Annotated in this window: 23 protein-coding genes and 1 other RNA gene; 21 read left to right on the top strand and 3 right to left on the bottom strand. The window is 48.2% G+C overall.

What is annotated here, in order from left to right; translation table 11 throughout:
* The first annotated feature begins 37 nt into the window (after positions 1–37).
* The 3 genes from eno to B3G15_RS11400 all read left to right on the top strand — a co-directional run bounded on the left by eno (position 38) and on the right by B3G15_RS11400 (position 2,768).
* Positions 38–1,330, top strand: coding sequence for a phosphopyruvate hydratase (gene eno, locus B3G15_RS11410; protein ID WP_023469213.1), 1,293 nt, complete (start codon positions 38–40; stop codon positions 1,328–1,330).
* A gap of 265 nt (positions 1,331–1,595) precedes the next feature.
* On the top strand, positions 1,596–2,507 hold the full coding sequence (locus tag B3G15_RS11405) for an acyl-ACP desaturase (RefSeq protein ID WP_195864535.1): 912 nt from the start codon (positions 1,596–1,598) through the stop codon (positions 2,505–2,507).
* Between the two features lie 12 nt (positions 2,508–2,519).
* On the top strand, positions 2,520–2,768 hold the full coding sequence (locus tag B3G15_RS11400) for a hypothetical protein (protein WP_290721038.1): 249 nt from the start codon (positions 2,520–2,522) through the stop codon (positions 2,766–2,768).
* Between the two features lie 136 nt (positions 2,769–2,904).
* On the opposite strand, the gene B3G15_RS11395 is transcribed toward B3G15_RS11400, so the two are convergent.
* The gene (locus B3G15_RS11395) at positions 2,905–3,225 is read right to left on the bottom strand and encodes a hypothetical protein (protein WP_035409954.1); all 321 of its coding nucleotides are present in this window, start codon (positions 3,223–3,225) and stop codon (positions 2,905–2,907) included.
* A gap of 135 nt (positions 3,226–3,360) precedes the next feature.
* On the opposite strand from B3G15_RS11395, the gene B3G15_RS15960 reads away from it, so the two are divergent.
* From B3G15_RS15960 to B3G15_RS11320, 15 genes are all read left to right on the top strand, one after another.
* The gene (locus tag B3G15_RS15960; RefSeq protein ID WP_326198609.1) at positions 3,361–3,714 is read left to right on the top strand and encodes a hypothetical protein; all 354 of its coding nucleotides are present in this window, start codon (positions 3,361–3,363) and stop codon (positions 3,712–3,714) included.
* Positions 3,715–4,036: 322 nt separating this feature from the next.
* A complete protein-coding gene (locus tag B3G15_RS11385; RefSeq protein ID WP_290721030.1) occupies positions 4,037–4,276 on the top strand; it encodes a hypothetical protein in 240 nt (79 codons plus the stop codon).
* A 188-nt stretch (positions 4,277–4,464) separates the two neighbouring features.
* Positions 4,465–5,445, top strand: coding sequence for a LacI family DNA-binding transcriptional regulator (locus tag B3G15_RS11380; protein ID WP_290721027.1), 981 nt, complete (start codon positions 4,465–4,467; stop codon positions 5,443–5,445).
* Positions 5,442–6,320: a ribokinase gene (gene rbsK / locus B3G15_RS11375; protein WP_290721025.1), complete on the top strand. Its 879-nt coding sequence runs from the start codon at positions 5,442–5,444 to the stop codon at positions 6,318–6,320. The genes B3G15_RS11380 and rbsK overlap by 4 nt, the downstream gene beginning before the upstream one ends.
* Entirely contained in the window at positions 6,317–6,706 is a 390-nt protein-coding gene (rbsD, locus tag B3G15_RS11370) for a D-ribose pyranase (RefSeq protein ID WP_290721023.1), read from the top strand. The genes rbsK and rbsD overlap by 4 nt, the downstream gene beginning before the upstream one ends.
* 12 nt (positions 6,707–6,718) lie before the next feature.
* Positions 6,719–8,197: a sugar ABC transporter ATP-binding protein gene (locus tag B3G15_RS11365; RefSeq protein WP_029342468.1), complete on the top strand. Its 1,479-nt coding sequence runs from the start codon at positions 6,719–6,721 to the stop codon at positions 8,195–8,197.
* A 1-nt stretch (position 8,198) separates the two neighbouring features.
* The gene (gene rbsC / locus B3G15_RS11360; RefSeq protein WP_050678685.1) at positions 8,199–9,167 is read left to right on the top strand and encodes a ribose ABC transporter permease; all 969 of its coding nucleotides are present in this window, start codon (positions 8,199–8,201) and stop codon (positions 9,165–9,167) included.
* Positions 9,168–9,194: 27 nt separating this feature from the next.
* A complete protein-coding gene (gene rbsB, locus B3G15_RS11355; RefSeq protein WP_195864542.1) occupies positions 9,195–10,112 on the top strand; it encodes a ribose ABC transporter substrate-binding protein RbsB in 918 nt (305 codons plus the stop codon).
* 137 nt (positions 10,113–10,249) lie between these two features.
* Entirely contained in the window at positions 10,250–10,483 is a 234-nt protein-coding gene (gene secG / locus B3G15_RS11350) for a preprotein translocase subunit SecG (RefSeq protein ID WP_023469201.1), read from the top strand.
* Positions 10,484–10,584: 101 nt separating this feature from the next.
* Positions 10,585–11,325, top strand: a complete 741-nt coding sequence (locus B3G15_RS11345) for an alpha/beta hydrolase (protein WP_023469200.1) — start codon at positions 10,585–10,587, stop codon at positions 11,323–11,325.
* A 14-nt stretch (positions 11,326–11,339) separates the two neighbouring features.
* Entirely contained in the window at positions 11,340–13,694 is a 2,355-nt protein-coding gene (rnr, locus tag B3G15_RS11340; protein WP_023469199.1) for a ribonuclease R, read from the top strand.
* 32 nt (positions 13,695–13,726) lie between these two features.
* Positions 13,727–14,197, top strand: a complete 471-nt coding sequence (gene smpB, locus B3G15_RS11335) for an SsrA-binding protein SmpB (RefSeq protein WP_023469198.1) — start codon at positions 13,727–13,729, stop codon at positions 14,195–14,197.
* A gap of 58 nt (positions 14,198–14,255) precedes the next feature.
* Positions 14,256–14,614, top strand: a transfer-messenger RNA (tmRNA) gene (gene ssrA, locus B3G15_RS11330).
* A 126-nt stretch (positions 14,615–14,740) separates the two neighbouring features.
* Positions 14,741–15,580 carry a GIY-YIG nuclease family protein gene (locus B3G15_RS11325; RefSeq protein ID WP_214858222.1) on the top strand — a complete coding sequence of 280 codons (840 nt, stop codon included), beginning with the start codon at positions 14,741–14,743 and terminating at the stop codon, positions 15,578–15,580.
* A gap of 71 nt (positions 15,581–15,651) precedes the next feature.
* On the top strand, positions 15,652–16,161 hold the full coding sequence (locus tag B3G15_RS11320; RefSeq protein WP_290721010.1) for a GNAT family N-acetyltransferase: 510 nt from the start codon (positions 15,652–15,654) through the stop codon (positions 16,159–16,161).
* A gap of 55 nt (positions 16,162–16,216) precedes the next feature.
* Here the strand turns inward: B3G15_RS11320 and B3G15_RS11315 are convergent, their stop codons facing one another.
* Complete coding sequence (locus tag B3G15_RS11315) at positions 16,217–16,582, bottom strand: winged helix-turn-helix transcriptional regulator (RefSeq protein WP_075643057.1); 366 nt, start codon at positions 16,580–16,582, stop codon at positions 16,217–16,219.
* Between the two features lie 204 nt (positions 16,583–16,786).
* On the opposite strand from B3G15_RS11315, the gene hxlA reads away from it, so the two are divergent.
* From hxlA to B3G15_RS11300, 3 genes are all read left to right on the top strand, one after another.
* Positions 16,787–17,422, top strand: coding sequence for a 3-hexulose-6-phosphate synthase (gene hxlA, locus B3G15_RS11310; RefSeq protein WP_290721006.1), 636 nt, complete (start codon positions 16,787–16,789; stop codon positions 17,420–17,422).
* Positions 17,423–17,971, top strand: a complete 549-nt coding sequence (hxlB, locus tag B3G15_RS11305) for a 6-phospho-3-hexuloisomerase (protein WP_290721002.1) — start codon at positions 17,423–17,425, stop codon at positions 17,969–17,971. It abuts the gene before it with no gap.
* Between the two features lie 185 nt (positions 17,972–18,156).
* Entirely contained in the window at positions 18,157–18,930 is a 774-nt protein-coding gene (locus tag B3G15_RS11300; RefSeq protein WP_290720999.1) for a hypothetical protein, read from the top strand.
* Positions 18,931–18,968: 38 nt separating this feature from the next.
* Here the strand turns inward: B3G15_RS11300 and hisJ are convergent, their stop codons facing one another.
* On the bottom strand, positions 18,969–19,763 hold the full coding sequence (gene hisJ / locus B3G15_RS11295) for a histidinol-phosphatase HisJ (RefSeq protein WP_290720996.1): 795 nt from the start codon (positions 19,761–19,763) through the stop codon (positions 18,969–18,971).
* Positions 19,764–19,769: the final 6 nt, after the last annotated feature.

Below are 19,769 nucleotides of genomic sequence, written 5' to 3'. Positions count from 1 at the left end.
AGCACATATTTCTTACACACAAAAGGAGCGAATTTAAATGTCAATGATTACAGAGATTTACGCACGCGAGATTCTTGATTCACGCGGTAACCCAACAGTAGAAGTAGAAGTTTATACAGAAGATGGCGGTTTCGGTCGCGCACTCGTACCATCAGGTGCATCAACTGGTGAGCACGAAGCAGTCGAACTCCGTGATGGCGACAAAGCACGTTACCTCGGAAAAGGTGTTTTGAAAGCTGTTGACAACGTCAACGAAAAAATCGCACCAGAAATCATCGGTTACGATGTCTTCGACCAAGCTGGAATCGACAAAAAGATGATCGATCTCGACGGTACGAAAAACAAAGGTAACTTCGGCGCTAACGCAATCCTTGGTGTTTCTATGGCTGCTGCACGTGCTGCTGCTGATGAGCTTGGTCTTCCACTTTACACATACCTCGGTGGATTCAACGCGAAAACATTACCAACACCAATGATGAACATCATCAACGGTGGATCACACGCAGACAACAACGTGGACTTCCAAGAGTTCATGATCATGCCTGTCGGTGCTCCAACATTCAAAGAAGCTCTTCGTATGGGTGCTGAAATCTTCCACGCGTTGAAATCAGTTCTTAGCGGAATGGGTCTTAACACAGCAGTTGGTGACGAGGGTGGATTCGCTCCAAACTTGAAATCAAACGAAGAAGCAATCACAGTTATCCTTGAAGCAATCGAAAAAGCTGGCTACAAAGCAGGCGAAGATGTTTACCTTGCAATGGACGTCGCTTCTTCTGAGTTCTACGATAAAGCAGCTGGAACATACAACCTCGCTGGCGAAGGCAAAGTCCTCTCAACAGAAGAGCTTGTTGAATTCTACGCACAACTCGTCGACAAATACCCAATCATCTCAATCGAAGATGGCTGTGACGAAAACGACTGGGATGGTCACAAACTTCTTACAGATCGTATCGGACACAAAGTCCAACTCGTTGGGGATGACTTGTTCGTAACGAACACTGAGAAACTTGCTGAAGGTATCGAAAAAGGCATCGCTAACTCGATCCTCATCAAAGTTAACCAAATCGGTACGTTGACTGAAACATTCGACGCAATCGAAATGGCTAAAAAAGCTGGTTACACAGCTGTCGTTTCTCACCGTTCTGGTGAAACTGAAGATTCAACGATCGCTGACATCGCTGTTGCGACAAACGCTGGTCAAATCAAAACTGGTTCACTTTCACGTACAGACCGTATCGCGAAATACAACCAACTTCTCCGCATCGAAGACATGCTTTCAGACGTTGCTGTCTACGACGGAATCAAATCATTCTACAACCTCAAGAAGTAATTTCAGGTTGATCGTTTGAATAAGCTATAAGCAAAACCTCCTATTCGTGTGATACGTACACACGGATAGGAGGTTTTTATATCAAGCAATGTCAAACATGAAAATCGCTTTTGTCATCAAAACTATGATGAACTGTCAAAAAATTGATTCATCTGAGTAGATGACTAAAATGTTATACTCATAAATAAGTGCAAATTAAATAGTTATAGGGATTAATTACATCTTGCTCGATGCAGATGAAAATACGTCTAAAGGAGACAGGATCATGTTAAATTCAGATTTAGATATCCGTTTAGAACCACGCATTCAAGAGTTATATCGACTACACAAGGAGCGTTCAGCCAATATTGACTGGAGCTATCACGAGTTCATTCCGTGGGATAAGGCGATGTCATTCAAACGTGTTCCTTGGGACGAAAGCCAAGTCACGCTTCCAGAAGGCGTCATCGTAGCGATTGAGACGGCATTGCTGACAGAAGTCAACTTACCGTGGTATACGTCGCACTTAGACTATACGTTCAAGAACTCGATGGAAGTCATCAATGACTTCGTCCGGACATGGACAGCAGAAGAAGATCAGCACTCGAACTTACTCGAGACATATTTACTCGTCACGCGAAACGTCAATCCAACGCGACTTCATCAATTAAGAAGACGCGTCGTTGAAAACGGCTGGTTCCCGGACTTCACGAACCCGCTAGCAACAATGGCGTATACGTCACTGCAAGAGTTAGCGACACTCGTCTTCTATAACAACGTTGCGAAAATCGCAGGGGCACACGACAAAGACTTAGCAACGCTACTCCGTCGTCTAGCGAAGGACGAAGCACTCCATTATGCGTTCTATCGTGACACGGTCAAAGCACACCTAGAGCTTGACCCGAACTTCATCGTCTTCTTCGAAGACGTCATCATCAACTTCTCGATGCCAGGTGCTGTCATGCCGGACTTCACGGAACGGATGAAGACGATTGCTGTTGATACGAACTATGGACCCCTCCAATACTTCGACCAAGTATTAGACGTCGTCGTCAAATTCTGGGGCATCGCTGATTTAGAACCGACAAGCGAAGAAGCGAAACAATCTCAAGCGAACATCATGAAGTATCATGGACGTTTAAAACGTATCAAGGAACGTCAAGAGCGCCAACTCGAAAAAGCGAAGATTGACGCGTAAGGGGGAATGAAGATGAAGTGTGAAATCTGTGGAACTGAAACGAACAACCAAGTCAGTTACTTGGAACTCGACACGTGGGAATTCAACTCATTGAACAAAGAAGCAAAAGATTTTTATCCGATCTGTTTTGATTGCTTCGACAATCATACGAATCAGTTCATTGATCAGGAGATGGATCTCGAATTACGTAAAAAACGTTCGCAAATGGTCAACAAAGAAGTAGAAGCTGAAATCGAAGCGATTCTTGAGGTTGAGAATTAAGTTGTCTTTACCATACGTGAAGGGAAGCAAAACCGGTAGTGCTTTGGCGCTATCGGTTTTTGCATAAAGATAGCGCGTTCTTTCTTCACGTCATCACGTGATCAAAGAACGCGCTATTTTCATCATAAGAGCAGAATCAATCTTCAATGAATGTAACGAGATAATGATGGGCAGAATGAAGCGGTGCACGGGTCACGAAAAAGTCCGGGAGATCGACATCGATTCCTAATTCGCGTAACGTATCGGGATCCAAACATTCCTGAATCAAACGTTTGATGTCTTGTAACAGTTCATCGTGCAAATTCGCTTCTTTTGGAAAGGCACGTTTCGCATCATCGCGCAACAATAGCACGATCGGTGGTAAACCTCTTAAGAGATCGACCTGAAGGGGTTGCTGATGACGTTCGAAATAATCATTCAAACAACTGACGACCTTCATCGAGTGTTCTTCTTTCATCCGATCCCAACTCTCTGTATGTGACTGTAACTCTCTAGCTATTCCCTAATTGAAGCGAGGATATGCAGGGAAACTGAAAATCTAGCATTACGAGGACGCTGTTCGGGGTAGAACTAGAAGGAAGGGGGAATCGACATGCTATTTCGGTTTTTATTTTTAGGGCTTGATACGTCGATTGGTGACATCCCGTTGCGCCTCATCTATTTTACGGAACTCATACTATTCATCGGTTTGTATCAAATCACGAGCCGATTTTCACGTCAGAGTTTGATTTTGGGAACGGCACTCGGAATTGGTGGACTGATTGCCATCTTACCCGGTGCGCTCTATATCATCCGTTATAATCCGGAGGATGCCGTTATTGATGTCACGTTCCTGTTGATTTATTTGTTTGAGCCGCTGGCAATCATTGCGTTTGTTGTTACTTTGATTCGACGTTTGTATACAGAGAAGAAAAATAAAAAGAATCAAAGCGAAGATATTCATTGATTTTCGTCCAAGACGTCGCTTTCCGCGGGCGAAAGGCAAGCCTCCTCGTCGCGTGTGCTCCTGCGGGGTCTTACCTATTCCGCTATTCCCGCAGGAGTCTCCGTCTTTTCTGAAAATCAATCGTCTAGTGCTATCTAATCTGACAATTAATACACCGTAAGCTGGCGTGACGCTGTCTTACGGTGTATTTGCGTATACCTCCAAATACTTTCTTTCAATAGTGTAAGGAAGAGTAACTGGAAGAATATTCTATAATGAAGGAGAAGCGAAATTAGATAGTATTCGGTTTCGTAAAATCCTGGTGATTATAGGAGTGACTTGCATGCATAAAATACTGTTCGGATTGTCCGTCTTAAACAGTGCATACATTACGAATAACTTTTTTACATACTCGGATAGTTTTCTCAATGCGCCACTAGGCGTAACAACAGTAATCGCTATCACATTAATGTTTCTAAACGATAGCGTTAAAAAAGATACACCATCGTTATACACAAAAGCGACGGATGGGTTAGGATTCATTAATATTTTGACGGGTCTGTCGCTGATCGTCTTTATTTGAGGATGATTCAGAACGTTCAAGATATGAAATTATCGTAAGTCTGATGCGGTGTCAGGCTTCTTTTTTATGGGGCAATCTACGCGTTTGAAAAAAATAAAATATATTTTAAATAAAAAAGATTGATGTGTAACCGGTTACACAATATGATGATTCTTGTAAGCGTTATCAAAAGGAAGAGGTGGCGAAACATGTCGACCATCCGGGAAGTAGCGAAAGCGGCACATGTCTCTGTCGCGACGGTCTCACGCGTCATGAACGAAAAGGGTTATGTCAGTGAGAAATCGCGTAAGGCGGTGCTTCAGGCAATCAAACAATTGGATTATCGACCGAACCGGGTCGCGCGATCGTTGTTCCAAAAACGGTCCGGACTGATCGGATTGATCGTTCCAGACATCACGAACCCGTTCTTCCCACAACTCGCACGGGCTGTGGAAGATATGGCACATCAACATGGTTTTCAGGTCATTTTGTGTAACACAGACGAACAGTTTCAGAAAGAACGCGAATATATCAAGTCACTCGAGGCAATGCATGTCGACGGATTGATCATCACGACGAACTACTCGAACAATCCGAACTATGAAGAACTCGAAGTGCCGGTCGTAGCGTTAGACCGTGTGTTACAAGGAGCGATTCCGACGGTGACGTCAAACGGATACGAGGGCGGGAAGAAGGCGGCTTCGCTTTTACTGGAAGCAGGTGCAACTGAACTAGCCGTCATCAGTGGTCCCTCAAAACTCCCGACGATCAAGAAACGGCGGGACGGTTTCGAGGAAGTCGCCGGAACGAATCTCGTCGCAAGCATCGAGTCACCGTTCCACTTTCAAGGAGCGCTCGATGCCGCGAACTATCTCTTTGATCACTATCACTGCAACGGCATTTTTGCCGCGAGCGATGTCATCGCTGCAGCAACGGTGCAGGTCGCTGCAGAGCGCGGAATTACGATTCCGGACGAGCTACAAGTGATCGGCTATGACGGCATCGAACTCGGACAAATGATTTCACCACCGTTGACGACGATTGCGCAGCCAATCTATCAAATGGGAGAACTAGCGGCGAAACTCCTGATTCAACGGATTGAAGGCACACCGATTGCCGCCGTCCATCATGAGTTGACGGTTGAGATCATCGAACGGGAAACGACGAAACGGAAGGATGAGGAAGCATGAAACAAATCAGTGTCATCGGTAGTATCTCGATGGATCTCGTCGTCGAAAGTAAACGCCGTCCAGGTGCAGGCGAAACGGTCATCGGGGATGCCTTTCATACCGTACCGGGCGGAAAGGGTGCGAACCAAGCGGTCGCAGTCGCGCGTCTTGGCAGTACCGTCGAAATGATCGGTTGCGTTGGTAGTGACGCGAACGGTGAAGCGATCCGCGAAAACTTCAAAATGCAAGGAGTGCAGACGACGCACTTACAAACGATTGAAGGTGAACGGACAGGAACGGCACACATCACGCTCGCTGAAGGCGATAACTCGATCGTCGTCGTTCAGTCTGCCAATCAACATGTGAAGTTTGCAAATAACGCACTCGCACCGATTCTCGCAGACAGTGAAATCATCTTACTCCAGCTCGAGATTCCAATCGAAACGGTCGAGACCGTTGCTCGCGAAGCACATGCAGCCGGCATTCCAGTCGTCTTGAATCCAGCACCGGCGATGTCACTCAGTCCGGAATTGATTAAACACGTCACATACTTAACGCCAAACGAACATGAATGTGGTTTGATCTTCGGACAAGACCAACCGATCGAACATTGGCTGATGGAATATCCGAATAAACTGATCGTGACGGAAGGGAGTCGCGGGGCACGCTTCTACGATGGAGAGGCAATCGTGACGATTCCCGCGATCGAAACGACCGTCGTCGATACGACAGGAGCAGGGGACACGTTCAACGGTGCCTTAGCCGTTGCCTTAACGGAAGGACAACCGCTCGTCGAAGCAATTCGTTTCGCGAACCGGGCAGCCGGCTTATCCATTCGTGCGCTCGGCGCTCAAGGCGGCATGCCGACTCGGGAACAGATGGAGGGAGAAGCATGAAGAAGCACGGTATCTTAAACAGTCATATTAGCAAAGTCCTGACCGATCTCGGGCATACCGATACGCTCGTCATCGCCGATTGCGGCTTACCGATTCCAGACGGGGTCGCACGGATTGATTTAGCACTGGAACTCGGCACACCATCATTCCTCGACGTCGTCCGTGTCGTCGCCGGTGACATGGCAATCGAACAGTTGACTCTGGCAACGGAAATCAAAGAAGCGAATCCGGACGTTCTCAAGCAACTGGAAGCCATGCAGATCGAGACGACGTTCGTCTCGCATGAAGAGTTCAAGAAACAGACACAGCAGGCGAAGGTCATCATCCGGACCGGAGAAGCGACACCGTACGCAAATGTCATCTTCCATTCCGGCGTAATCTTTTAAGGGGGTCATGCGATGCGTATCGAGATGACAGGTATCAAAAAAGCATTCGGTCCCGTCCCTGTCCTGAAAGGTGTCGACTTCGAACTCGCTGCGGGTGAGATTCACGCCTTGATGGGAGAGAACGGTGCCGGAAAATCGACGCTGATGAAGATTTTGACCGGTGTCCATAAGGCGGACGCAGGCACGATCCGCGTCGATGGACAGGACGTCGAATATAAGAATCCGAAGCTTGCCGAGGAAGCGGGAATTGCCTTCATCCACCAGGAACTGAACATCCTCCCGGATTTGACGGTGACGGAGAACTTGTTCCTCGGACGGGAGTTGAAGTCACGCTTCGGGATTCTCAAGCAAGGCGAGATGAAGCGGCAGGCAGAACGTGAACTCGCGGAACTAAACGTCTTCATGGACGTCGATCAACTTGCCCGGACGTTATCGGTCGGTCAGCAACAGATGATTGAGATCGCAAAAGCTTTGATGACGGACGCGAAGGTCATCATCATGGATGAACCGACAGCCGCACTGACGGAGCGGGAAATTCGTGCCTTGTTCAGCGTCGCGACGGCACTGCGCAATCAAGGTGTCTCGATCGTCTATATCTCACACCGGATGGAGGAAATCTTCGAGCTTTGTGACCGGATCACGGTCTTACGGGACGGGATCTCCGTCTCGACGCACGCGATTCCCGAGACCTCGTTCGAACAAATCGTCCGAGAGATGGTTGGTCGTGAGATGGGCGAACGGTATCCGGATCGTGACGTGTCGATCGGTGCAACTGTCCTTGAAGTCAAACAGGCGAGCGGGAAACGATTCGACGATGTCTCGTTCTCCGTCAAGGCGGGTGAAATCATCGGCTTCTCTGGTTTGATGGGTGCGGGGCGGACGGAAGTCATGCGCGGATTGTTCGGAGTCGATCGCCTGAAAGACGGGACGATTGAACTGAACGGACAGTCGCTGAAAATCAAGACACCGTACGACGCAATCCGTCAGGGTATCGGCTTTTTGACCGAAGACCGCAAAGGCGAAGGCTTGTTCCTCGACTTTTCACTGCGTGAGAACATCTCGCTGCCGACGATTCGTTCGTTATCAAGATCTGGTGTCATCAAGGATCAGGCAGAACGTGATTTCGCAGAAGGGTACTTGAAGTCGCTCTCGGTCCGGCATAGCTCGATGGACCAGCCGGCGAAGTCACTGTCCGGTGGGAACCAACAGAAGGTCGTCCTCGCGAAATGGCTCGGGACACAACCAAAAGTCTTGATCCTCGACGAACCGACACGTGGTGTCGACGTCGGGGCGAAGAAAGAGATTTACCTCATCATGAACGAACTTGCTGCGGCGGGGGTCGCGATCATCATGGTCAGCTCGGACCTCCCGGAGATTCTTGGGATGAGCGACCGGGTCTACGTCATGCGCGAAGGCAAGATGAGCGGCATGTTGACACGACAGGAAGCGACGCAAGAAAGCATCATGACACTTGCGACAGGAGGACAATGATATGGAATTGATGCAAGGCAAGGTAACGGAAGCAAAACCGAGACGTCTTGGGATTGGACAAAAGCTTGGACCACTCGCAGGATTGTTCGCGATCGTCCTCGTCGTCTCGATCATGGAACCGGACTTTTTAACATTGAATAATTTATTTAACATCTTACGGCAAGTCTCGATCAATGCCTTGATTGCCTTCGGGATGACGTTCGTCATTCTGACAGGTGGGATTGATTTATCGGTCGGCTCGATTCTCGCCCTCTCGTCCGCCTTCGTCGCGGGTCTGATGACGGACGGAACATCAGCGTTGATCGCTGTTCTGGCTGGTTTAATCGTCGGAGCTGTCATGGGTGCGTTAAACGGGATGGTCATCTCGCTCGGGAAAGTCGCACCATTCATCGCAACACTTGCGACGATGACGATCTTCCGCGGATTGACGCTCGTCTATACGGACGGGAAACCAATAACTGGTCTGAGCCAAGGTGGCTGGTTCGAACTGTTCGGACGCGGTTACTTCTGGATTTTCCCGGTACCGGTCCTAACGATGTTAATCGCCTTTGCGGTCCTCTACTTCATCTTGAAGAAGACGACGTTCGGTCGCTATACGTATGCGATCGGTGGCAACGAAGAAGCAGCGAAGTTGATGGGGATTCAAGTCAATAAAGTCAAAATCATGATTTACTCACTCTCAGGGTTGATGGCGGCACTTGCCGGAATCATCCTGACGTCTCGTCTGAACTCGGCACAGCCGACGGCGGGGACATCGTACGAACTCGACGCCATCGCAGCGGTCGTCCTTGGTGGGACGAGCCTCTCAGGTGGTCGTGGCTGGATTGTCGGTACCTTGATCGGTGCCTTGATCATCGGAACACTGAACAACGGACTTAACTTGCTTGGTGTCTCCTCGTTCTTCCAACTCGTCGTCAAAGGTTTAGTCATTTTGTTCGCGGTACTCGCGGACCGGAAACAAGCAGCGTAACCCACACTCAAAAAGGAGGATTTACAGATGAAAAAACTACTTGCAGTCGTCATGATGGCATTAATGGTCTTCGCAGCCGCCTGTTCGACGGAACAACCGGGCAGCAGCAACGGTGATACGAAGAAAAAGACGAAGGACTTCAAGATTGGTCTTTCGATTTCAACCCTCAATAACCCATTCTTCGTCTCGTTAAAAGAAGGGGCAGAACAAGAAGCAAAAGCACAAGGCGCAACTCTTCAAGTCGCGGATGCACAAGATGACGCGGCAAAACAAGCAAGCGACATCGAAGACATGGTTCAAAAGAAAGTTGATCTCATCTTGATCAACCCAACGGATTCAGCAGCAGTTGGTGCAGCCGTCCAAACAGCAAACGATGCGAACATCCCCGTCATTACAGTTGACCGAAATGCAGAAGCAGGCGACGTCGTCGCACACATCGCGTCAGATAACGTCGCGGGTGGGAAACAAGCAGGTGAGTTCATGATCGAACTCGTCGGCGATAAAGCGAAAGTCGTTGAACTCGAAGGAATTCCAGGAGCATCCGCAACTCGTGATCGTGGTAAAGGGTTCCATGAAGCAGTCGATGGTAAACTTGACGTCGTCGCAAAACAAGCAGCAAACTTCGACCGGGCAAAAGGCTTGTCGGTCATGGAGAACATCCTCCAAAACAACAAAGACATCAAAGCCGTCTTCGCGCACAATGATGAGATGGCACTCGGTGCGGTTGAAGCATTAAAAGCAGCGGGTCTCAACGATGTCAAAGTCATCGGCTTCGATGCGACGGATGATGCCGTCAAAGCCGTCAAAGACGGAAAAATGGCAGGAACGATCGCTCAAAAACCGACTGAGATCGGGAAGATGGGTGTCGAGACAGCCATCAAGCACTTAAAAGGTGAAACAGTCGAGAAGAACATCCCAGTTGATCTCGAATTGATCAAACAATAAGGAGACGAGACACCTGAGTCGACGATTCAGGTGTCTCTTTTCGTCAGGCAGGAAAAAGTTCCTAAATCTATTCCTTGTTCCCGTACTTGTTTTTCTCTATAATGAAAGAAGCGTATATTACTGAAGGAGGATCATCGATGATCATTCATAACGTGGCTCTTGTCGGCCTCATCGTCGTTTCCGTTCTTCTCATCATCGTCGTTCTATTGATGTCGGGTCGTACGACCGGACTCGGAGCATTGACGGGTGGAGCAGAACAATTATTTGGTCGCCAAAAAGCTCGTGGCTTGGATGCGGTCCTAAATCGTGTGGCGTCTATCTTAGGGGCATTACTCTTCATCTTGGCGTTACTCGTCGCTTTTTATAAGTGAGCATTGAAACGACAGCCGTATGATCGCGCTGTCGTTTTTTGTATTTCTCGATATTCATTTTTTCCGGATATGGGGTATAGAGTTAGAGGGGGAATCATTTTATGAAAATCACTTTACCAAAACCATTCTTTTTCGAAGCCGGCCCACGTGCCGTTTTACTATTACACGGATTCACGGGATCGAGCGCGGATGTCCGCATCCTCGGTCGCTATTTACAGAAGCAGGGCTATACGTCCCTCGCACCACAATATAAAGGGCACGCTGCCCCACCCGAAGAGCTGACGAAGACCGGGCCAGCCGACTGGTGGCAGGATGTCCTTGCCGGATATCAGGAACTCGTCGATAAAGGCTATGACGAAATCGCTGTTTGCGGACTGTCGCTCGGTGGCGTCATGTCGCTGAAGTTATCGATGAACCGTCCGGTCAAAGCGGTCATCCCGATGTGTGCACCCGCCTACATCAAAAGTGAAGAAGTTATGTATGCAGGAGTCACCGAGTACGCACGAGAATTCAAGAAGCGAGAAGGCAAATCACAAGAAGAAATCGACCACGAGATGGCGTCCTTCGAACCGATGCCGACCTTGAAGGACTTACAGGAACTGTTGCGCGAGACACGCGATTCGCTCGAGGACGTCTACGCACCGACGCTCGTCGTCCAAGCGCGCAACGATCACATGATCAACACCGACTCCGCGAACATCATCCATGATGGAGTCAGTGCCTTCCAAAAAGAGCTGATCTGGTATGAGAACTCAGGTCACGTCATTACGCTCGACAAAGAAAAAGACCAGCTCCACTCTGACATCTTGGACTTCCTGGAGTCATTGAACTGGAGCAAGTAACTGGAGGTGTCACGTTGGAATTACGTGAACGAATACTAACGGTCATCACGACGGAAGAACGTCCGTTGTCGATTGATCAATTAACGAAAAAACTAGAACTAGCGGATACGGAAGCATTCAAGGAATTGATTCGGACGCTGAACGCGATGGAAGACGAAGCGTTGATCGCCCGGACACGCTCGAACAAGTACGGAACGCTTGCGCAAATCGGTCAAGTCGCAGGGAAGATTTCCGTCCATCAACGCGGATTCGGTTTCGTCTCACCGGAAGACGGTTCAGAAGGCGATATCTTCTTGCCGGCACCGGAGCTGAAGAACGTCTATAACGGCGACCGTGTCCTCGTCAAAGTGTTTGCCGAGTCAAACGGCGGCGACCGTCGTGAAGGGAAACTGCTCAAGATTCTCTCACGCGGACCAGCTGATTTCGTCGGAACGTTCGTCAGTCCAAAAGGACGGATCGAATCGATCGCTTATATCGAACCGGATGATACGAAGCTGACGTTTTTACCGGTCGTCGCGAACGACGATACACTCGGTGCCGTCGATGGTCATAAAGTCCTCGCCCGGATCACGAAGTATCCGGACGGTCGCTACGCGGGAACAGCGAAAGTCTTAAAAATCATCGGTCACAAAAATGACCCAGGCGTCGACATCTTGTCGATCGTCCATAAGCACGGCATCAACGTCGACTTCTCACCGGAAGCGATCGCTGAGGCAAATGCTGTACCGGATCAGATCGATGAGAAAGATTTAGTTGGACGCGTTGATCTACGAAACGAATTGACGGTCACGATCGATGGAGCAGACGCAAAAGACCTCGATGACGCGGTTCACGTCAAAAAGTTAGCGAACGGCAACTTCGAGCTTGGTGTCCACATCGCCGACGTCTCGCATTACGTCAAAGAAGATTCAGCACTCGACGAAGAAGCGCGTGAGCGCGGAACGAGTGTTTATCTCGTCGACCGCGTCATCCCGATGATTCCGCACCGTCTATCGAACGGAATCTGCTCGCTCAATCCGCACGTCGATCGGCTGACGCTCAGCTGTATCATGGAAATCGATGCGAACGGTGCTGTCGTCAACCATGAAATCTTCCAGAGTGTCATCAAGACGACAGAACGGATGACGTACACGGATGTCCGGAAAATCATTGAGCGCGAAGACGAAGAAGTGATCGCGAAGTATCAGGATCTCGTCGAGTACTTCGACAAGATGGCGGAACTCGCAGCAATCCTGCGCGAACGGCGCTCGCGTCGCGGGGCGATCAACTTTGACTTCCCAGAAGCGAAGGTTCTCGTCAACGAAGAAGGCAAAACAAGTGAGATCATCCTCCGCGAACGGTCGGTCGCTGAGAAGCTGATTGAAGAATTCATGCTCGCAGCGAACGAAACGGTCGCCGAGCACATCCAGCGTCAAAAACTGCCGTTCATGTACCGGATCCACGATGAGCCAAAAGCAGAACGTCTCGATACGTTCTTCAAGTTCATCGGTAACTTCGGCATCAACGTCGAACGCAAGGGTGAGTCGGTCGCACCGAAGACGTTGCAATCGATCCTCAACGCCGTCGAAGGCGAGCCGGAAGAAGCGGTCGTCAGTACGGTCATGCTCCGTTCGCTCCAACAAGCGAAATACGACATCGAACCGATCGGTCACTTCGGTCTGTCGACGGACTACTACACGCACTTCACGTCACCGATCCGTCGTTACCCGGACTTAATGGTCCACCGTCTGCTCCGTGAATACGTCATCTACAATGACAAGTCGCAAAAGACGCAAGACCGTTACTCGGAGATCCTTCCGGAAATCGCCGATCATTCGTCCAAACGCGAGCGTCGTGCGGTGGATGCCGAGCGGGAAACGAACGCGTTGAAGAAAGCCGAGTATATGGAGCAACACATCGGTGAGACATTTGAAGGCGTCGTCAGCGGTGTCACGAACTTCGGGATGTTCGTCGAATTGCCGAACACGATCGAGGGACTCGTCCACATCCAAGCGATGACGGATGACTTCTACCGTTACGATGAAGCGAACTATCAGCTGATCGGTGAGCGGACGAAGCAACAGTTCCGGATTGGGGACGTCGTTGAGATCAAGGTCACGAACGTCAATATCGATGAACGGACGATCGACTTCAGCGTCGTCGGAATGCCAGAGCGGCAACCGAAGAAACGGTTCGAGTCGAAGACGATCCGTTCAAGCGGTGGACGTCCGGGACAAAAACGCGATGACAAGAAGAAGGACGATCGTCGTGGCAAGAAACGGTCGGGTAAGAGCGACCAAAGCAAGGGAAAAGGATTCTCGTTAAAGAATAAGAAAGATAAACCGCCATTCCATAAGGCGGTCTCGAATAAGAAACGGAAGCGCAAATAAGCGCTTCCGCATCGGAAATGTGGTGAACGAACATGCCAAAGGGAACAGATTCGAAAGTCTTAGCGAACAACAAACGGGCCTCGTTCGATTATGCGATCGAGGATACGATTGAAGCCGGTCTCGTCCTAACGGGAACGGAAATTAAGTCGGTCCGTAAAGGGAAGATCAGTATCGGGGACGCGTTCGTCCGGTTCGACGGGGGAGAAGCGATTCTTTGGAACTCGAACATCGCCCACTTCGAACAGGGGAACCGTTACAACCATGAACAGCTCCGTCCGCGGAAACTATTGCTGCACAAGAAACAGATTGCGAACTTGATCGGAGCGGTCTCACGCGACGGTTATACGATCGTACCGCTCAAGGTCTACATTAAGAATGGGTACGCAAAATGCTTGATCGGACTTGGACGCGGGAAGAAGAAATTCGATAAACGCGATGATCTGAAGAAGAAGGATGCGAAGCGTGATATCGAACGAGCACTACGCGATAAGCAAAAGTATTGAACCCGTAACACTTTTCTGCTAGAATATTAGTATTCGGAAAGCCCCAATTTATTATCTTGGGGACGTTACGGATTCGACGGGGGTAGTTCGGTCTTCTGTGGCGTGTCGAGGGGTCGGCCTCGTTAAAACGCACCAGCCATAACTGGCAAAACTAACACACAACTCGCAGCAGCGTAATTGCCGCTACGGATCCTAGCAGCTGTCGCCTGGTCGGCTGATTTCTAGGGTCTCACTTTAAACAGGCTACGCTTGGACCCTTCCGTCTGGAGGGAAAGAGAAGAGATGGAATCAGACTGGTCGGACGGACGCCTGTCAATTGGCAGCCTGACGACGAGATCCCAATAAATTGACTACACACGTAGAAGCTTAAGTATACGATGCCTTCGGACGTGGGTTCGACTCCCACCGTCTCCATACGACGAAATCAGAGGATTTCAAAAAAGTACTTGAATCTCATTAAATGGGTTCAAGTACTTTTTAGTATAAAAAACTATTTATAAATATATAAAAACAAAATAAAAAAATTAATAAGGAGAACTAAATATGAAATTTGGTCAGACAATTAAAATGTTTTTAATTGATGGTAATTCTGATGGCAGATTAACGTGTGAATTGTCAAATTGGACTGGTCTCGCTTATAGAATTCCACGTACTGAAGTTAAAAAATGTAATGATCGACCTAATTTAAATTCAACTGGAATTTATATGTTGTTCGGTCGAAACGAAGAAGATGAAGAAGCAGTATATATTGGTGAGGCTGAAGAAGTGTATAATCGTCTTCAAGATCATTTACGAGAAAAAGATTTTTGGAATGAAGTGATTGTGTTTATTAGTAAAGATGAGAACTTGAATAAAGCACATATTAAATATTTAGAGAACAAACTGTATCATAGAGCAAAAAAAGCAAACCGTTATAAAATCGTAAACGGTAATATTCCCCCGATGCCTTCTATATCAGAGGCAGATCGTGCTGAGATGAATACTTTTGGTGAGAATGTTGAAATGTTGGTAAATATGCTAGGACATAAATTATTCTCAGAAGTTCAAAAGAATATCGATACTGAGAATGAGAACGTTCTATACTTAAAAGGCCCAAGAGGTGCCGATAGTATGGGAGCTCAAACATCAGAAGGGTTCGTTGTTTTTAAAAACTCTAAAATTGCGTCAGAAGTTGTCAATTCATTCTCGGAACGATTGAAAGTCAAAAGAAAAGAATTAATTGACTCTAATAAAATTCAAATAATTGATGGAGAATACATAGTAATCGAAGACTTATTGTTTTCAAGTCCGTCGTTAGCAGCTGATATTGTTACGGGCAGAAGTGCCAATGGATTGATTGAATGGAAGAATAAACATGGAGTTATCCTAAAAAATTTATCTTAATTTTTACTTTTTATAATGTTGGTGTAGAGTGAAAATAGGTTGTAATATTGTAAGGAAAGGAGCTGACACCTATGATACGACGTGCCACCTTGATGGACGGAAAAGCCTTATCGGACTTGATGCGACGCATTGATCGGGAAACGAAATATATGTTGTATGAGCCGGAGGAACGTGTCCTGTCAACGGAACAGGCCGAGGCGTTCATCGAGAAGTTCGGTCAGGCTGCTAACTCGGACATCTTCGTTGTGGATGTCGATGAGCAACTCGTCGGGTATGTGCTCGTCGTCGGTGGTGAGCCGAGTCGGATTCGTCACCGGGCGAACCTCGTCATCGGCTTGCTCGATGCCTACACGGGTCGTGGGCTCGGTGCGGGACTACTTGAAGCGGTGGATGCGTTTGCGATTGAAGCTGGACTCATCCGACTCGAGTTGACGGTTCGCAAGGACAACTTGCGGGCAATCGAACTCTATCATAAGTTTGGCTTTAACATCGAAGGGACACGGATTGCGTCGCTCTTCATCGATGGGGAATACGTTGATGAACTGGCGATGTCGAAGATTTATACAATGGAAGAATCCTAAAAAAGATGCTCCGTGGACTTATCTCTAAAAAGAGACGAGACCACGAGCATCTTTTTTATGGTGATACTTTTTGTTGTTCAAAATCAATCTCCAAGACATTTTTCGCATAATCCTTACCCCAGTCATACATCGCATCTAAAATCGGCATTAAGCTATGACCGTGTGGTGTCAACGAATATTCAACCTTCGGTGGTACGACCGGATAGACTTCCCGGTGAATGATGTGGTGGTCTTCGAGTTCGCGTAGTTGATTGACGAGCATTCGTTGCGTGATGCCAGGCATCAGACTTTTTAGTTCCCCGAAGCGTTTTGTTCCTTCCTTGCCTAAGTGCCAAAGAATGAGCATCTTCCATTTGCCCCCGATGATCGAGAGGGTCAATTCCTTCTCACAGTTAAACTGACGGTCTTCAAAATGTGGCATCAATCCACCTCCTGCTCCAGTATAGACTTTCTTCCGGTTGACAGTATACTTTTTCGCACTATGTATGAAAAACCGCACTATGTAAATTAAAAGTGCGTACTTCTCAAGAATGCTCCTGCGGATTATATTTAGTCCTGTTCCTTCCTGAACGTCTGAAGGAAGTGTCAGGTACGACAATACAGAGAAGAATGGGAGAGATACAAAATGAAATTACAACTCGCAATTGATTTAGTTGATACAGCAGGTGCGATTGCTTTAGTCAAAGAAATCGGGGAAGACAATTTAGATATCGTCGAGATCGGTACACCGGTCGTCATCAACGAAGGGCTCCGCGCCGTTAAAGAAATGAAAGCCGCGTTCCCGAACTTAACGGTCCTCGCTGACTTGAAAATCATGGACGCTGCCGGCTACGAAGTCAGCCAAGCTGTCGCACATGGTGCCGACATCGTGACGATCCTTGGGGCAGCCGAAGACATGTCAATCAAAGGGGCAGTCGAAGAAGCGAAAAAATCTGGCAAACAGATTCTCGTCGACATGATTGCCGTGAAAGATATCGCAACACGTGCGAAAGAACTCGATGCGTTAGGCGTCGATTACATCTGTGTCCACACAGGTTACGATCTGCAAGCAGTCGGTCAAAACTCGTTCGAAGATCTCGCGACAATCAAATCGGTTGTGACAAACGCAAAAACAGCTGTTGCGGGTGGTATTAAGATGGAGACGTTACCGGAAGTCATCGCAGCACGTCCTGATCTGATCATCGTCGGTGGTGGGATCACAGGACAAGATGATAAACAAGAAACAGCGTCAGCAATGCATCGGATGCTGCAAGAGGCGTAAATGACACACATTCAAACGATTATCGAAGAGCTGACTTCGACGGTCGAAGCAATCGATGCGACCGAGACGAAAGAACTGGCAGATGCTGTCCTTCAAGCGAACCGAATCTTTCTCGCAGGAGCAGGTCGTTCCGGCTTGATGGGGAAAGCGTTCGTCATGCGATTGATGCACATGGGACTCGATGCTTATGTCGTCGGCGAGACGGTCACGGCGAATTTACGCGACGGTGACTTGTTGATCGTCGGTTCCGGATCGGGTGAGACGAAAACGTTGGTACCAATCGTCGAGAAAGCACAGCAACTCGGTGGAACGGTTGCTGTCGTCACGATCAATCCGACATCGACGTTAGCACTACTTGCAGACTTAGTCGTCCAACTGCCCGGAGTTCCGAAAGAAAAAACGGCATCAGCGGACGAGACGGTTCAACCGATGGGCTCGTTGTTTGAACAGACGATGTTGTTGTTCTATGATGCCTTGATTCTGCAGATCATGGAAGAGAAGCAACTCGATTCACAAACGATGTACGGGAAACATGCCAACTTAGAGTGAAACATACGAAACAGATTAGTTCTCTTCAATTGAAGAGGGCTAGTCTGTTTTTTATGTAGATATTTTATGTATGTATACGTATTAATCAGAAATTCTCCTTTCCCTCTTTTCGTAATTTTCTTAAAGACTTAGTCCCACAACGTGAGATACTCAAAGAAAGGAAAAAAGAGGAAAAGGAGGTTGTCATGCGATTTCAACGGATTGGTGTAATCAGTGCTTTACTCGCTACAAGTATTTTGACCGGTTGTGCAGAACCAGACCAAGTTCCGCCTTTGAATCAGCTTCACACGCGATGGATTGATGATAACACTGCTGAGGATGGTGCTGAACCGGATGCCATCGTACAACGCATTAAAGCGAAGGACTTTTCAGAACAGGATTCGTTTGAAGCGGATTTCCGTCGTCACGTGACGTTTTACTTTAAGGATGGAACAAAAACGCATCTGACTGAAGGCGATATCTGGAGTAGTGTCGCCCTCGGGAATCATGCTTACGTAACGCTGCATTACCCAAAAGGAGCAGATCGTCTTGCTGTATTAGAGTATACCAAGCAAGAGAAGAACTGGATTTTAAAAGGCGGTTTACATGATGACGTTCAAAATATTAAAAAAGATGATGATTCGACTCGTGGTTTGAATTTACCGTTCTCAACATTCCAAGCGATTATGAGTAGTTCAACTCCTAATGGAGATGATAGCATCTGGTTCTTCCATACGAAGTCCCAAATGATTCTGCTAACCGTCGTTCCGAAGAAAGACGTTCAAGGCGAGGACTGGCAGGAAACGACGCTTGCGAACGGACAGACGGCTTACTTCCAAGAAAAACAAGAGAGAACGAACCTCTATTACGTCGAAGACAATCAAATCGTCCTCCTGTCCGGTAACGTGTCGCTAGTACAATTAAAAAAATTAGCACGATCGATTGCTCCTGTCGACGCTGCTGATTTCCCGTATTCCTAAACAAAAAAATCCGGATGCTGCGGCATCCGGATTTTTGTTTACCATTTGAAATCGAAATCAGCACCGACATCTTTTGCGAGGTGGGCATCTGATCCGTAAACGAGCGGAATCGATAACGACTGCGTGACTTGCAGGAGTTCCGGGTAAGGATAGGAAAGACCACATAACGGCTTACGGAGTCCTGCCGTGTTGACGTCGAGTGTGAAGTTCGCCTGACGGATTTTCCGTAACGTGTCGTCGAGGTTCGTTGGGTTCGACTCGAGCGGATAGGCTTGGATGAACTTCGTCGGTAACGTCAAGTGACCGAGTCGCTTCGGCTGGTGTGCACCGAGGTCCGTCATGACGAGGGCTTGGATGCCTTCATAATAGCGTTCGTGGACCGCCGTGACGCTTCCGAGTTTCGTGACGATCTCACCAAAGCTTTCCTTGCTGAAGTCGACGCCATAATACTGATCATCAATGTGTAAGTAATGCAGTGAGAGAATGCCGTCGGTCAAGACGTCAGCGTAGCGGGCGATGATGTCACGCGTGCCGTCGACATGCCCTTCCCAGTAGTCGAACTCCATCCCGATTCGGATATCGATTTGATTCTTGTATGTCTCGCGGAGTTGCGTTAATTCCTTCAGGTAGGCATCGGCTGTTGCGAACGACATTCCGGAATCGTTATCTGGCGCAGGATCCGCCACATCTTCAGGTAAAGGGGCATGTTCCGTGAAGCTGATTCGTTCTAAGCCTTGCTCTAAGGCACGCTCGATGTAGGCTTCGAGTGGATCCTTCGTACCGTGTGGACAATATGGACTGTGGACGTGACCGTCCCATTTCAATAATTGCATGAGTAA

The sequence above is a fragment of the Exiguobacterium sp. UBA1053 genome (genome assembly GCF_002316465.1).
GTDB classification, from domain to species: Bacteria; Bacillota; Bacilli; order Exiguobacteriales; family Exiguobacteriaceae; genus Exiguobacterium_A; species Exiguobacterium_A abrahamii.
This window is presented reverse-complemented; position numbering and strand designations above follow the sequence as displayed.